We start from the raw sequence: 14,797 nt of genomic DNA, 5'->3' as shown, positions 1-14,797 counted from the left end.
CAGAGACGAAAGTTTTATGGATGATAGTAGTAATACTTTCTCAGAACTTAAGTCGACATCATCCATACAGACACTCTCGATGTCACAATTAAATCGCCAAGAAACCATGCAAGTTCAGCTGTCATTGCGTCAAGGAGTAGAACAGCAAAACCAAATGCAGGAGATGATCCAACGATTTTCACCTGTGATGAAGCAGCAATTGATTACTATGGTGAGTCAAGGCATCCAGCATGCGGAAATCCGGCTCGATCCACCTGAACTTGGACATATGTTGGTAAAGATCCAAGTGCATGGCGACCAAACCCAAGTACAGTTTCATGTTACTCAGCCGCAAACGCGCGATCTGGTTGAACAAGCTATGCCAAGATTACGTGAGTTATTGCAAGAGCAAGGGATGCAGTTGGCTGACAGCCATGTTTCTCAAGGCGATCAAGGTGAGCGTCGGGAAGGTAGTTTCGGTGATGGCGGTAGTTCAAATGCGGCTGATATGGATGAAATCTCGGCAGAAGAGTTACATTTAGGTTTAAATCAAGCGATTAGTGTAACTTCAGGTATAGATTATTATGCTTAAGCAGGTAACCTATAGCAATGACTGACATAATTACGTTTCAAATAAAACTGTAATGAGTTTCCGCCTAAATTAAAGAGAATAGTGATGGCTAAGGAAGAATCGTTAGAACTTGAAAGTACTGAAGGGCCTAAGAGTAAGAAGAAACTATTTATTTTTGCTGGTCTAGGCGTTTTAGTCGCGCTGTTAATCGGTGGCGGCGTCTGGTTATTTATGGGAAGCGCTACCGAAGAGGTTCCCGCCGTAGCTGCCGATGATGCAGTTCAGGCTGAAGTTCCAGCATCAGGAGCAGTGGCTACCGCATCATACGTGCCTATGCCGCGTCCTTTCTTATTCAACTTACCTGGGCCTGATAGGGCTCGTTTAGTTGAGATTAAAGTGCAGCTTATGGTGCGTGGTACCGATGATGATGTGCTAACACAAAAACATATTCCGCTGATTGAAGATGCGCTTTTAACGACCTTTAGTGGTGCAGATGTGCAAAAGCTCAGCACGCAAGCGGGGAAGGATGAGTTACGGCAGTTAGCACTTCTGAGTGTGCAAAATACTCTACAGTCAGTAACTGGGCGTAAAGTTGTCGAGAAAGTACTATTTACCGGTTTTGTAATGCAATAATCCTTTAACTTCAGCACCAAAAGAGGCGAAGGCAATATAGTGAGTGATTTATTAAGCCAAGACGAAATTGATGCGCTATTGCACGGGGTTGATGACGTCGATGATGACGAAATTGACGCTATTGGAGAAGATGCCCGTTCCTACGATTTCTCTTCCCAAGATCGAATAGTTCGTGGGCGTATGCCGACGCTGGAAATCGTGAATGAGCGTTTTGCGCGCCATTTGCGCATCAGCATGTTTAATATGATGCGCCGAGCGGCCGAAGTGTCGATCAACGGTGTACAGATGCTCAAGTTTGGTGAGTACGTACATACGCTTTTTGTTCCTACTAGCTTGAATATGGTGCGTTTTAGCCCACTCAAAGGCACTGCATTGATCACCATGGAAGCGCGACTGGTATTTATCCTAGTGGATAACTTCTTTGGTGGCGATGGGCGTTTCCATGCCAAGATTGAAGGGCGAGAATTTACGCCGACAGAAAGACGAATCGTACAGTTACTGCTTAAGATTATATTTGAAGATTATAAAGATGCTTGGGCGCCCGTAATGGATGTTGAGTTTGATTATTTGGACTCTGAAGTCAATCCCGCCATGGCGAACATTGTTAGTCCTACCGAAGTTGTGGTGATTAATTCATTCCATATTGAAGTCGATGGAGGCGGTGGTGATTTTCATATCACTATGCCTTACTCCATGATTGAACCTATCCGAGAGTTACTCGATGCGGGTGTGCAAAGTGACAAGCAAGATACTGATATGCGTTGGTCACAGGCATTACACGATGAAATCATGGATGTGAAGGTCGGGTTCGATGCCAATATTGTTGAACATGAATTAACGCTCAAAGAGGTCATGAATTTTAAAGCGGGCGATATTATTCCGATTGAGTTACCCGAGTTTATCATGATGAAAATCGAGGATTTACCGACATATCGTTGTAAAATGGGCCGTTCTAGAGATAACCTAGCGCTTAAAATATGTGAGAAAATCCCTCGGCCTGAGACAGTTAAATCTGAGCTGCAATTGGTGACGCGTAAGGGTAAATCTCGTGATATATCAGAATTATAAGGTGAAGTAAGATGAGCACAGACGATACGGATGATTGGGCAGCAGCAATGGCAGAACAAGCGTTAGAAGAAGCCAACGCAATTGAACTCGATGAGCTGGTTGATGATTCAAGACCTATTTCTAAGGCTGAAGCGGCTAAGTTAGATACAATTTTAGATATTCCTGTCACCATTTCGATGGAAGTGGGCCGTAGCTATATTAGTATCCGAAACTTATTACAACTTAACCAAGGTTCTGTGGTTGAGTTAGATAGAGTCGCAGGTGAACCGTTAGATGTGATGGTCAATGGCACGCTTATCGCTCACGGTGAAGTGGTGGTGGTAAACGATAAATTCGGTATTCGCTTAACGGATGTGATCAGTCAAACTGAGCGAATTAAAAAGCTTAAATAATACGAGATGTAAAAGTCGTTGGAACTTTAAATGAGCACATCGGTAATACAGAGTTTAGTGGTAGCGGTTCAAGCGAGCGCAGATAGCCTCGGTGGGGAAGGCGCAGCGAATATTGCTTCAATAGCGCCTGCTGCTACAAAAATGGCAGAACCTTCTCAAGTTGCGACCTTAGCAAGTATGTTAGGTGGCTTGATTCTGGTTTTATTATTAATTTTCGCGTTAGCTTATTTACTGAGAAGGTTTAATTTAGTCCCCACGACCAATGGCGTACTAAAGACCATTGCTGTGACTTCCCTCGGTCAAAAAGAGCGTTTAGTCTTGGTTCAGGTGGGCGAACAGCAATATTTGCTTGGGGTTAGCTCGCAGCAGGTGAGTTTGATTGATAAGTTAGCTGAACCTATCCATCTAGAAGCTGATTCGTTTGCGAGTCGATTACGCCAGGCGAAATTAAAACAATGACAACACGTATCCTCGCGTTAGTTGGGTTAGTTATGCTGCTATTGATGCCGTCAGCATGGGCCGCAGATGGCGTCTTACCTGCTGTAACAGTAACAACGGCGCCAGACGGCTCAACGGAATATTCGGTCACAATGCAGATTTTACTGCTGATGACATCGTTGAGTTTTTTACCTGCGATGCTCATCATGTTGACCTCTTTCACGCGGATTATCATTGTCCTGTCGATATTACGCCAAGCCATTGGATTACAACAGACTCCATCTAATCAAGTCTTAATTGGCATGAGTTTGTTCATGACTTTTTTTATCATGGCACCGGTATTCGACCGGATTTATGATGAAGGGGTGAAGCCTTATATCGATGAGCAATTAACCTTGCAGCAAGCGTTTGATAAAGGGAAAGAGCCGCTGAGAGGCTTTATGTTGGGCCAAGTAAGAACGACGGATTTAAAGACCTTTATTGAGATTTCTGGCTATAAGGATATTAAGTCTCCCGAAGAAGCACCTATGAGTGTGTTAGTGCCCGCTTTCATTACCAGTGAGTTAAAAACCGCATTTCAGATTGGCTTTATGCTATTTGTGCCTTTTTTAGTACTCGATTTAGTGGTGGCGAGTATCTTGATGGCTATGGGTATGATGATGTTATCTCCCATGATAGTGTCGCTGCCGTTTAAGATCATGTTGTTTGTGCTCGTAGATGGTTGGAGCTTAGTCCTCGGGACATTAGCGAATAGTTTCGGATAGCTAAGGGAGAGTAAACACATGAGTCCTGAGGCGCTAATTGATATTTTTCGTGAAGCTCTCGCTGTTATCGTCATGATGGTGTCTGCTATTGTGTTGCCTGGGCTGGGAATTGGGTTAATTGTTGCTGTGTTTCAAGCGGCGACTTCTATTAACGAGCAGACCTTAAGTTTCCTTCCGCGTTTGTTAGTGACACTTTTTGGCCTAATGTTTATGGGGCACTGGTTAGTTGAAACCCTGATGGACTTTTTCATCGAGATGGTGAATCGCATTCCTCAAGTGATAGGCTAACGCGATGGAGCTGCTGCTCGATACCTTAATGCAAACCATTGCCGCTTATATTTGGCCATTGTTCCGCGTGGCGAGCATGTTGATGGTCATGGTGGTATTTGGGGCGGCAACGACACCAACTCGAGTGCGTTTATTATTGGCGATGGCAATTACCTTTGCGATAGCACCTGTTCTTCCTCCAACTCAAAATGTGGATTTATTTTCGTTAAGCGCAGTATTCATTACGGCGCAGCAAATTATTATCGGTGTTGCCATGGGGTTTGTGACTCAAATGGTGATGCAAGTCTTTGTGCTCACTGGACAGATCATTGGTATGCAGACCAGTTTAGGCTTTGCCTCTATGGTTGACCCTGGGTCTGGCCAACAAACACCCGTTATCGGTAACTTTTTCCTTTTATTGGCGACATTAATTTTCTTAGCTGTGGACGGTCATCTTTTGATGATCCGTATGCTAGTGGCGAGCTTTGAAACTTTGCCAATTTCTAATCAAGGCTTAACACTCACAAGTTATCGATCACTGGCTGATTGGGGGTCGTATATGTTTGGTGCGGCACTCACTATGTCGATATCTGCGATTATCGCCTTGTTATTAGTCAACTTGTCCTTCGGGGTCATGACCCGCGCCGCGCCGCAATTGAATATTTTCTCTATTGGTTTTCCGATCACTATGATTGGTGGACTGTTTATTCTGTGGTTAACCCTAACACCGGTAATGGCACACTTCGATGAAGTATGGTCGACGGCTCAAGTGCTGCTTTGCGATATGTTAGCGCTCCAATGTAACGCTGATGGCTTGATATGATGGGATTAGGAGAAGCCCATGGCTGAAGAATCAAGTGATGAACGTACAGAGGAACCCACGGGGAGGCGTCTAGAACAGGCGCGAACAAAAGGACAGATTGCACGTTCGAAAGAACTTGGAACTGCAGCGGTATTAATTTCGGCAGCATGTGGGTTTTATATGCTAGGCCCGAGTTTGGCCATTAGCCTAACTCGGGTGTTTGAAATTGTATTTACCATGGATAGGGCGCAAATTTTTGATACGAATGAAATGTTCAAAGTGTGGGGCGTTGTTGCGAGTGAAATAGCCTGGCCCATGGCTAAAATTATGCTACTGATTGTGGTTGTTGCGTTTATCGGTAACGTCTCTCTTGGAGGGATCAATTTTTCGACTCAAGCTATGATGCCAAAAGCCAGTAAAATGAGTCCCCTTGCTGGTTTTAAACGCATGTTTGGCGTACAGGCTCTGGTTGAACTCACCAAAGGCATTGCAAAATTTTCGGTAGTAGCGTTTTCTGCTTATTTTTTATTAAGCTTCTATTTCAATGACATCATGTTGCTGTCTAGCGACCATCTTCCAGGTAATGTTTACCATGCATTAGATTTGTTGGTTTGGATGTTTATCCTGTTATGTTCCTCGATTTTGTTTATTGTCGTCATCGATGTGCCGTTCCAAATTTGGAATCACAACAAGCAACTTAAGATGACCAAACAAGAAGTAAAAGATGAATATAAAGACACTGAGGGTAAACCTGAGGTGAAAGGGCATATACGGCAGATGCAACGTGAACTAGCACAAAGGCGTATGATGGCTGAAGTGCCAAATGCCGATGTGATTGTCGTTAACCCTGAGCATTTTGCTGTTGCGATTAAATACGATGTGCAGCGCTCTGCGGCTCCCTTTGTGATAGCGAAAGGTGTTGATGATGTGGCTTTTAAAATACGTGAGATTGCCCGCGCGCACAATATTGCGATTGTCTCGGCCCCACCACTTGCAAGGGCTATTTATCATACGACTAAGTTAGACCAGCAGATCCCTGAAGGTTTGTTTACTGCTGTCGCACAGATTTTGGCTTATGTATTCCAGCTGCGCCAATATCAAAAAGGACGCGGTCGTAAACCTATTCCTGTCCCACTCAATCAACCTATACCAGATGAATTGAAATATTGAACCACTAGTCTCAGATGGTAGTCATTGGTAAAGCTGATGATGTCGAGTTCATTTGTTTTTTATGGTTAATTTTATGTATATCAATCAGTCACAGTGCATATTTTTCCTTCATTAATGGCTTTAATCTTGTTGGCGCGTTTTTTGCTATATGCTATTACACGTCAAAGTTTAGGTTATAGCGAATGGATGTTAAAGCGACTCTTGGTCAAGTAAAACAAATTAGGCTCAGCACTTTTAAAGGCATTGGCACGCCGGTGGTTGTGCTTGCTGCATTGGCCATGATTGTTTTACCTATCCCTCCATTTCTATTAGACATACTCTTTTCATTCAACATTGCGTTAGCTCTCATCGTATTACTGGTGGCTATTTATACTGATAGACCCTTAGATTTTGCTGCCTTCCCAACTGTGTTACTGGTGGCGACGTTATTACGTCTTGCGCTCAACGTTGCCTCTACTCGTGTGGTTTTACTTGAGGGTCATAATGGCGGTGATGCCGCGGGTAAGGTGATTGAAGCCTTCGGTTCTGTGGTGATCGGTGGTAACTATGCCGTTGGTCTAGTGGTATTTATCATTTTGATTATCATCAACTTTGCGGTAGTTACTAAAGGTGCAGGTCGTATCGCAGAAGTCAGTGCCCGCTTTACCTTGGATGCTATGCCTGGTAAGCAAATGGCAATTGATGCTGACTTAAATGCTGGAACCTTAAACCAAGATCAAGCGAGAATACGCCGTGCCGAAGTGACCCGTGAAGCCGATTTCTATGGTGCGATGGACGGTGCGTCCAAATTCGTTAAAGGGGATGCGATTGCCGGTATCATGATCTTAGTGATCAACATCGTAGGTGGTTTTATCATAGGGATTGTGCAGCATGGCTTAAGTTTCTCTGAAGCGGTTGAAATTTATACCTTACTGACTATCGGTGATGGTTTAGTGGCGCAGATCCCTGGTCTATTATTGTCAATCGCCGCAGCCTTGATGGTGACTCGTCAAAACGAGTCAGGTGATATGGGCCAAATGATGATGAGTCAGATGTTTGACAGTCATAAGTCATTGGGTATCGCCGCCGGAGTCCTGTTTGTAATGGGTATTGTTCCTGGTATGCCACACATGGCGTTTTTAAGCTTTGCCTTTATGACAGCTGGTGCAGCTTATTTTGTTTATAAACGAAATGAAAACAAACGTCTTAAAGCGCTAGAACAAGTGAAATCGGGTCCTATAGAAAGACAAGATAAAGAGCCTAAAGAGCTGGGGTGGGACGATGTACATCATGTTGATACTATTGGTCTTGAGGTCGGATATCGTTTGATCCCTCTGGTAGACAAGGGCCAAGGTGGCGAGTTACTAAGCCGCATTAAAGGCGTGCGTAAAAAGTTGTCTCAGGAACTAGGCTTCTTAGTGCCCGCGGTGCATATTCGCGATAACTTAGATTTATCGCCTAATGCGTATCGCATTTCATTAATGGGCGTCGTCGTCGGAGAGGCAGATATTCGTCATGATTGCGAATTGGCGATCAACCCTGGTCAAGTCTATGGCAAACTCGATGGTATCGAAACGCGCGATCCCGCTTTTGGCCTAGAAGCGGTATGGATCGCTCCTGAGTTACGTGAGCACGCACAAACATTAGGTTATACCGTCGTCGATGCCGCCACTGTTGTTGCAACTCATATTAGTCAATTACTCACAAATAATGCCGCTAAGTTGTTAGGCTACGAAGAAGTGCAACAACTGATGGATATGCTTGCGAAACACTCACCTAAGCTGGTTGATGGCTTTATTCCAGATATCATGCCACTAGGACATGTCGTAAAAGTGATGCAGAACCTATTAAATGAAGGGGTTTCAGTTAGAGACTTGCGTACTATAGTGCAAACTTTGTTAGAATATGGCACTAAGAGCAATGACACTGAAGTCTTGACTGCCGCTGTACGTATCGCTTTGAAACGTATGATAGTTCAGGAAATCTCAGGCCCAGAGCTCGAAATCCCCGTCATTACTTTGGCGCCAGAGTTGGAACAGATGTTGCATCAGTCAATGCAAGCAACCGGTGGTGATGGTCCTAATATTGAACCCGGTCTTGCAGAACGCATGCAGCAGTCCCTTGCCGATGCGGCTCAGAAGCAAGAAATGGTCGGACAACCCGCCATATTGTTGACGTCAGGTATGTTACGCGCGACGCTGTCACGCTTTGTTAAACATACTATTCCTAATCTCAGAGTCATTTCATATCAAGAAATACCTGATGAGAAGCAAATACGTATCGTATCTGCAGTCGGCCAGTAGAGGACGCATAAGTGAAGATTAAACGATTTTTTGCCAAAGACATGCGCGCCGCACTGGCCCAAGTGAAAGAAACACTCGGCTCAGATGCCGTCATTATGTCAAATAAAAAAGTGAACGGTGGCATCGAAATTGTCGCTGCCGTTGACTATGACGAACCTAAAGCGAAAACTGCAGCCACTGCGCCAGCACCGACCTTTATGGACGTGAGCGACGATCTCGTGTCCTTGGGTGCTAAGCAACCAGTTCGTGTAGAAACTCGCGCTAAGCCAGCCGCACCTGCAGACTCATTACAAGCCTTACTTGAGAAGCAGCAAAGCCGTTTGAATCAACAAATGTCACATCAGCAAGTTGATGCAGAGTTACCTGCATGGGCTAAGGGCTTACAAGCCCCTACTGCTGTGAAACCAGAACGTCGTGAAGCGCCTTCCTCGTTTGATAAAAAGCCACAAACATCACAGAAACAAAGTGCTGATATTGAGGCTATGCGTGATGAATTAGCATCACTGCGTAATTTACTGACACATCAAGTATCCTCCTTGATGACGGAACATAAAAAACGCATCGATCCCGTCGGTGCTATGCTCGAAGCCAAATTGCTTGAGGCTGAATTCTCCCCTGCGGTTGCGAATAAATTAGCCGCGCTGAGCCAGCATTATACACCGGCTGAATTAGTCAGAGCATTACCACAAAGTCTCGCTAATATGCTTGATAATCAGGGCGATGACATTGTTAAGCAGGGCGGGGTGGTTGCATTAGTTGGTCCTACTGGGGTTGGTAAAACAACGTCATTAGCTAAACTTGCTGCCCGTTTTGCGGCACATCATGGTGCTGAACATGTTGCTTTAATTACCACAGATCATTATCGCATCGGAGCCTATGAGCAATTAGCAACTTATGGCAAAATAATGGGCTGCCCAGTAAAGCAAGCTCATGATCTAAATGAATTAGAGCAAATTCTCTATCAGTTTAGGAATCGCAAGCTAGTATTGATAGATACGGCTGGCATGGGACAGCGAGATATGCGCCTTTACCAGCAACTTGATAATTTAACTGCAAATAGCAGGATACCTATCCGCAGTTATCTGGTACTGTCTGCGACAGGGCAGCGCCGTGTGCTGCAAGATGCAGTCAATCATTTTAAACGCATTCCCCTATCTGGTGTCGTTCTCACAAAACTCGATGAATCTGTGTCGTTAGCAGGGGCATTAAGTGTGTTGATCCAAAACGGATTACCATTAAGTTATATTACTGATGGACAAAGAGTTCCTGAAGATATGAAAGTTGCGGATACCCTAGATTTAGCCCAGCAGGCACTCGCAGCGTTAGATAGTACAGAACAACAATCATTACAAGACACAGCGTGGTCAGATAATATGGCCTGTGCATTTGAGTAGATTTATGACCCTGGATCAAGCAAGTGGTTTACGTATGATGAATCAACCCTATAACGAAAAAGTGAAAGTAATCGCGGTCACTGGTGGCAAAGGAGGCGTGGGTAAAACCAGCGTTTCTATTAATACTGCTGTGGCATTAGCCGAAAAAGGCAAGCGTGTCTTGGTACTTGACGCTGACCTTGGCTTAGCAAACGTCGACGTCATGCTGGGTATTCGTGCCGAGCGTAACCTCTCTCACGTGCTCTCTGGTGATGCAGAGCTTGACGATATTATCGTGCGTGGTCCTAAGGGGATAGGCATAGTACCTGCCACCTCAGGAACACAGGGGATGGTGGAATTAAGCCCTGCGCAACATGCTGGATTAATCCGTGCATTTAGTGAGATGCGGACTCAGTTTGATATTCTAGTCGTAGATACTGCGGCTGGGATCTCAGATATGGTGCTCAGTTTCTCACGTGCTTCGCAGGATGTGCTAGTCGTTGTTTGTGATGAACCCACTTCGATTACCGATGCCTACGCCCTGATTAAAATTCTCAGCCGTGAGCATGGCGTGTTCCGTTTTAAAATAGTTGCCAATATGGTGCGTAGTTTACGCGAAGGTATGGAATTATTTGCTAAACTCAGTAAAGTGACCGACAGATTTTTAGATGTTGCACTTGAATTAGTCGCCACGATTCCATTTGACGAAAACTTACGTAAATCAGTTCGTAAACAAAAATTGGTGGTTGAAGCTTATCCTAAATCACCAGCGGCGATTGCGTATCAAGGATTGGCAAATAAAATTTTGAGCTGGCCTGTGCCGCAGCAACCTGGTGGGCATTTGGAGTTTTTCGTTGAGCGTTTAGTACAACGACCAGATTTTCAAGAGGAAAAAACGAGTGAATAAAGCCGCTGCGTATACTTGTTTAGACAATAAATCGTCGATCGTTGAACAGTATGCTCCGTTGGTTAAAAGAATTGCGCATCATTTACTCGCCAGACTACCTGCATCTGTGCAGTTAGATGATTTACTCCAAGCTGGGATGATGGGGTTACTAGAAGCATCATCCAAGTTTGATGGTGGCAAGGGTGCGAAATTTGAAACCTTCGCCGGCATACGCATACGTGGAGCCATGTTAGATGAAATTCGTCGTGGCGACTGGGTCCCTCGTTCCGTTCATCGTAACAATCGTAAGGTTGCACACGCTATTGATGAGTTAGAGCAAGAACTGGGCCGTGATGCACGCGACACAGAAATTGCAGAAAAACTTGATATGACGCTCGATGAGTACCATCATATTCTTAACGATGTTTCTGTCGGAAAAATCATAGGGATAGAAGATTTAGGCGTATCTCAGGATATACTTACAGTGAGTGATCGGTCCGATGATGATTCATTTGAAGCATTAGCTGAGAACCAATTTCATTCTGCTCTGGTTGAGGCAATTAAATTATTGCCTGAAAGAGATGCATTAGTGTTATCCCTGTACTACGATGAAGCATTGAATTTAAAAGAGATTGGCGCCATTCTTGAAGTCAGTGAATCGCGGGTTAGCCAGATATTAAGTCAGGCAATGTTGCGATTGAAAGCTAAACTCAAGCACTGGACATAAGTATAATTATTAATCGAGCACAGAATGTCAGCTCACCGGAGGAAACCTTGGACAAGAATATGAAGATTCTCATTGTTGACGATTTTTCGACAATGAGGCGTATCATCAAGAACTTGTTGCGAGACTTGGGGTTTAATAACACCCAAGAAGCAGACGATGGCTCAACAGCCCTGCCGATGTTGCAAAAGGGGGATTTTGATTTTGTTGTTACAGATTGGAATATGCCTGGTATGCAAGGAATCGATCTGTTAAAAGCAATTCGCGCTGATGATTCGCTAAAGCATTTACCCGTATTAATGGTGACTGCTGAAGCAAAACGTGAACAGATTATTGCTGCCGCTCAAGCGGGAGTGAATGGTTATGTGGTTAAGCCTTTTACCGCTGCAACGCTGAAAGAGAAGTTAGATAAAATATTCGAACGACTCGCTTGAGCAAGGATGAGCTATGAAGTCACAAACATCAGGGCTCATCACGCTCGAGCAAGCTCAGCATTTAGTTGAATTATTAAGTGCAGGTGAGCAAAGTCAGGCAGATGATTTATTTCGGGAGCTTGCTGCTCCACTGCAACGAGAATTATTCGAAGAAGTAGGTAAATTAACTCGGCAACTTCATAGTGCGCTGATGGATTTTCAAGTTGATAATCGTCTTGCTGAATTAGCCAATACAGAGATCCCCGATGCCAAGCAACGTTTAAATTACGTTATTGACATGACCGAACAAGCTGCAAATAAAACCATGGATGCGGTTGAAGAATGTTTACCTTTGGCTAATGCCGTGACTGTAAATATTCAAAATGTCATGCCATCTTGGGACAGATTAATGCGACGCGAGATAGCGCTGACTGAATTTAAGGGCCTTTGTCACGATGTACAAGACCTTATGTCTCGTAGTGCAAATGACTCGACTCGATTACGTGAATTGCTTAATCAAATTTTGATGGCGCAAGATTTTCAAGACTTAACAGGACAAATAATACGTCGTGTTATTGATCTAGTAATGGAAGTAGAAAGTAATCTGGTTTCTATGCTGACGGTATTTGGTGAGCAACCTATGATTGAAAGTCAGATTGCTCAGAAAAATAATATTGAAGCAGAAGGCCCGATAATGAATGCCGAGCTTCGTCAAGATGTGGTAACGGGTCAAGACGAAGTGGATGATCTTCTATCGAGTCTGGGTTTCTAACTGGGAGTCAATTTGATGGCCTTTGATGTAGATGAAGAGATACTCCAGGACTTTTTAATCGAAGCCGGTGAAATTTTAGAGCTTCTGCAAGAGCAACTCGTTGCGCTTGAAAATAATCCTGATGATACTAACTTGCTGAACGCCATTTTCCGAGGTTTTCATACCGTTAAAGGTGGTGCTGGCTTTCTTAGCTTAACTCCCATGGTTGATGTTTGTCATGAGGCTGAGAATACCTTCGATTTATTGCGCACAGGCAAGCGTAGCGTTAACGCAGAGTTGATGGATATTATTTTGCAGGCTGTTGATGCAATTAATACCATGTTTGCGCAAACCCAACAGGGCGAGCAACAAGACCCCGCCGATTCAGGTTTGCTAGCGAGACTTAAAATGCTCAGTTCAGGTGCACCTTTGCCATCTGAAGTCGCTTCCGCCAAGGTTGCAGAGCCAGAACCTGTTGTTGAAGTCATTATTGATACTTCTACCCTTCAAGAAATCCCTGCTGATATAAGTGATAACTCATCTTCCATTGAAAATACGTCTTCAAGTATCGATGATATCAATGATGCTGAATTTGAAGCTTTATTGGATGCGCTTCATGGTTCAGGAAAGGGACCTGCGGTCGCTGCTACCACATTTGTATCTGAACCAGTTGCTGCAAAGCCTGCTGCACCAATTAAAACACCTTCAACATCAGGTGATGACATCACTGATGATGAGTTCGAGGCGTTACTGGATGAACTTCATGGCTCAGGTAAATTTAAAGCTGAGGCTGAAGTGCCTGTTAAGCCTAAGGTTGTGGCAACACCTGCGCCTCAACCGATTGTAGATGCTGATGAAATTACCGATGATGAGTTTGAGCGATTACTCGATGAACTCCATGGGAAAGGCGGAGCACCAGCTAAAGCTGAAGTAAAATCGCCTACGCCCCCTGTTTCGTCTGCTGCACCACATGTTCCTGCGCCAGTTAAAGCCGCAGTACCAGCTCCTGCTCCAGTCGTTGCTGCAAAACCTAAGGTGGAAATTGCGGTTGTCGATAAAGCACCTGCTAAGGCTAGCTCTGCGAATGTGCCTCAGGGTGAAACAACAGTACGTGTAGATACCGCACGACTCGACCAGATCATGAATATGGTGGGTGAGTTAGTGTTAGTTCGAAATCGATTGGTGAGCTTAGGCATCAGCCGTGATGATGAGGAGATGTCGAAAGCTCTCGCGAACTTAGATCTCGTTACTGCCGATTTGCAAGGCGCTGTGATGAAAACCCGTATGCAACCGATCAAGAAAGTGTTTGGTCGTTTCCCTCGGGTGGTACGTGATCTTGCTCGTACACTAAACAAAGAAATTGATTTGATCATGGTCGGTGAAGAAACTGACTTAGATAAAAACCTCGTTGAAGCGCTTGCCGATCCGCTCGTCCACTTAGTGCGTAACTCTGTGGACCATGGTATAGAGATGCCAAACGAGCGTGAAGCCAGTGGTAAGCCAAGAACGGGAACGATTACCTTATCTGCAAGTCAGGAAGGCGACCATATACTGCTGAAAATCGAAGACGATGGCGCAGGCATGGATCCTGAAAAACTCAAAAAAATCGCCATAAACCGTGGTGTGCTCGATGAAGATTCTGCTTCGCGAATGACAGACAGCGAAGCCTACAATTTGATTTTTGCACCAGGTTTTTCAACTAAAGTTGAGATTTCAGATATTTCAGGCCGTGGTGTTGGGATGGACGTGGTAAAAACTCGTATCACCCAGCTGAATGGCACTGTACATATTGATTCCATGAAAGGTAAGGGAACGATACTTGAGATTAAAGTACCGTTAACACTGGCGATTATGCCTACCTTAATGGTCGATGTCGCTAAACAAGTGTTTGCATTACCTCTATCTAGCGTGAATGAGATTTTCCATCTCGATCTCACAAAAACCAATATTGTTGATGGGCAACTGACTGTCATAGTGCGTAATAAGGCCGTACCTTTGTTCTATTTGGAACACTGGCTACATAGAAACAAAACCACCTTTAAACATGGCGATAAAAAGCATGGTCATGTGGTTATCGTGCAATTAGGCATGATGCAAATTGGTTTTGTAGTGGATGCCTTAATAGGACAAGAAGAGGTCGTTATTAAACCTCTTGGCGCTATGTTACATGGCACACCTGGGATGGCTGGTGCGACAATTACATCGGATGGTGGTATTGCACTGATCTTAGATGTTCCTGGATTGCTAAAGCATTATGCGAAAAGTAAGAATTAGTTTCCAAGCT

At 44.4% G+C, this 14,797-nt stretch carries 15 protein-coding genes and 1 pseudogene; all 16 read left to right on the top strand.

Translation table 11 applies throughout. The features are described from left to right. Positions 1-85 precede the first annotated feature (85 nt). Positions 86-571 (top strand): annotated as a pseudogene (locus KFE26_RS24425) (flagellar hook-length control protein FliK); the annotation flags it as partial. A gap of 84 nt (positions 572-655) precedes the next feature. Then, positions 656-1,183 carry a flagellar basal body-associated protein FliL gene (fliL, locus tag KFE26_RS15455; RefSeq protein WP_212600928.1) on the top strand — a complete coding sequence of 176 codons (528 nt, stop codon included), beginning with the start codon at positions 656-658 and terminating at the stop codon, positions 1,181-1,183. A gap of 39 nt (positions 1,184-1,222) precedes the next feature. Beyond that, entirely contained in the window at positions 1,223-2,251 is a 1,029-nt protein-coding gene (gene fliM / locus KFE26_RS15450; RefSeq protein ID WP_212600927.1) for a flagellar motor switch protein FliM, read from the top strand. A gap of 11 nt (positions 2,252-2,262) precedes the next feature. Continuing rightward, entirely contained in the window at positions 2,263-2,643 is a 381-nt protein-coding gene (gene fliN / locus KFE26_RS15445; protein WP_028761182.1) for a flagellar motor switch protein FliN, read from the top strand. 30 nt (positions 2,644-2,673) lie between these two features. Then, positions 2,674-3,102 carry a flagellar biosynthetic protein FliO gene (gene fliO, locus KFE26_RS15440; protein WP_105251944.1) on the top strand — a complete coding sequence of 143 codons (429 nt, stop codon included), beginning with the start codon at positions 2,674-2,676 and terminating at the stop codon, positions 3,100-3,102. Beyond that, positions 3,099-3,845 carry a flagellar type III secretion system pore protein FliP gene (gene fliP / locus KFE26_RS15435; RefSeq protein ID WP_028761180.1) on the top strand — a complete coding sequence of 249 codons (747 nt, stop codon included), beginning with the start codon at positions 3,099-3,101 and terminating at the stop codon, positions 3,843-3,845. Before fliO ends, fliP begins: the two co-directional genes overlap by 4 nt. A gap of 18 nt (positions 3,846-3,863) precedes the next feature. Next, entirely contained in the window at positions 3,864-4,133 is a 270-nt protein-coding gene (fliQ, locus tag KFE26_RS15430) for a flagellar biosynthesis protein FliQ (RefSeq protein WP_012587225.1), read from the top strand. Positions 4,134-4,137: 4 nt separating this feature from the next. Continuing rightward, complete coding sequence (gene fliR, locus KFE26_RS15425; RefSeq protein ID WP_028761179.1) at positions 4,138-4,935, top strand: flagellar biosynthetic protein FliR; 798 nt, start codon at positions 4,138-4,140, stop codon at positions 4,933-4,935. An 18-nt stretch (positions 4,936-4,953) separates the two neighbouring features. After that, on the top strand, positions 4,954-6,084 hold the full coding sequence (flhB, locus tag KFE26_RS15420) for a flagellar biosynthesis protein FlhB (protein ID WP_028761178.1): 1,131 nt from the start codon (positions 4,954-4,956) through the stop codon (positions 6,082-6,084). Positions 6,085-6,266: 182 nt separating this feature from the next. Beyond that, positions 6,267-8,366: a flagellar biosynthesis protein FlhA gene (flhA, locus tag KFE26_RS15415; protein WP_028761177.1), complete on the top strand. Its 2,100-nt coding sequence runs from the start codon at positions 6,267-6,269 to the stop codon at positions 8,364-8,366. Positions 8,367-8,377: 11 nt separating this feature from the next. Beyond that, on the top strand, positions 8,378-9,760 hold the full coding sequence (gene flhF / locus KFE26_RS15410; protein WP_131523092.1) for a flagellar biosynthesis protein FlhF: 1,383 nt from the start codon (positions 8,378-8,380) through the stop codon (positions 9,758-9,760). A gap of 4 nt (positions 9,761-9,764) precedes the next feature. Further along, a complete protein-coding gene (locus KFE26_RS15405) occupies positions 9,765-10,646 on the top strand; it encodes a MinD/ParA family protein (RefSeq protein ID WP_006082389.1) in 882 nt (293 codons plus the stop codon). Then, a complete protein-coding gene (locus KFE26_RS15400; protein WP_028761175.1) occupies positions 10,639-11,352 on the top strand; it encodes an RNA polymerase sigma factor FliA in 714 nt (237 codons plus the stop codon). Before KFE26_RS15405 ends, KFE26_RS15400 begins: the two co-directional genes overlap by 8 nt. A gap of 47 nt (positions 11,353-11,399) precedes the next feature. Further along, positions 11,400-11,783 carry a chemotaxis response regulator CheY gene (gene cheY / locus KFE26_RS15395; protein WP_007649667.1) on the top strand — a complete coding sequence of 128 codons (384 nt, stop codon included), beginning with the start codon at positions 11,400-11,402 and terminating at the stop codon, positions 11,781-11,783. Between the two features lie 13 nt (positions 11,784-11,796). Continuing rightward, complete coding sequence (locus KFE26_RS15390; RefSeq protein WP_028761174.1) at positions 11,797-12,534, top strand: protein phosphatase CheZ; 738 nt, start codon at positions 11,797-11,799, stop codon at positions 12,532-12,534. A gap of 15 nt (positions 12,535-12,549) precedes the next feature. Further along, positions 12,550-14,787, top strand: coding sequence for a chemotaxis protein CheA (locus tag KFE26_RS15385; protein WP_212600926.1), 2,238 nt, complete (start codon positions 12,550-12,552; stop codon positions 14,785-14,787). Positions 14,788-14,797 lie beyond the last annotated feature (10 nt).

It is taken from the genome of Shewanella sp. M16 (assembly GCF_018224605.1).
GTDB classification, from domain to species: domain Bacteria; phylum Pseudomonadota; class Gammaproteobacteria; order Enterobacterales; family Shewanellaceae; genus Shewanella; species Shewanella oncorhynchi.
Note: the sequence above shows the minus strand (reverse complement) of the source record. Positions and strands in the feature narration are given on the sequence as shown.